Genomic DNA, 607 nt, shown 5'->3' on the forward strand with positions numbered 1-607 from the left:
TGCCACTTTATTGTTGGATCAGCACCAGCTTCGAGCAACATGTCAACGATATCAGGGTAGCCCTGTTGACACGCTATAAACAAAGGTGTGGAACCGGTACTTTTTGCCTGATTCACACTCACACCTTGGGCCTTCACAATAGTTTCAACCACCTTGTCATGGCCATTTTGAGCTGCCACAAACAAAGGTGTGGCCCCTTTCCATGTTTGATTAATGTCTGCATCTGCATCTATTAAACTCTGAACCACTTCAACACGGCCTACTTTGGCCGCCAAAAACATGGCATGAACAGGTTCACGATATGCGTCGCAGGAAAACTGTTCGTTAATATCAAAATCCTCCTGATCTAAAAAATACTTCACCGCTTGCGTATTACCTTCACGGCACGCAGCCATAAAATCGTGTTCACCTCGTTCATTCTTCAGCTCCACACTCAGGTCTGCTTTGCATTCACCCTTAGCCAATACGTTTGCACAAAACCCCAAAGCCAGTAGGAAAAAACTGGCATAGAGGAATCGCTGCTTCTCATAAATCCTCAACACAACTCACCCCACGAACCGTCATAATCAATGAGAATGAAGGTATGGCAATCAACAAGGAAGATATC

At 45.0% G+C, this 607-nt stretch carries 1 protein-coding gene; it reads right to left on the reverse strand.

The features are described 5' to 3' along the window. Positions 1–542, reverse strand: a 542-nt coding sequence (locus E1189_RS01650; RefSeq protein WP_196221001.1) for an ankyrin repeat domain-containing protein, incomplete at its 3' end; no start/stop codon positions are given. Positions 543–607 lie beyond the last annotated feature (65 nt).

It is taken from the genome of Parendozoicomonas verongulae (genome assembly GCF_009711465.1).
Classification (GTDB): Bacteria; Pseudomonadota; Gammaproteobacteria; order Pseudomonadales; family Endozoicomonadaceae; genus Sansalvadorimonas; species Sansalvadorimonas verongulae.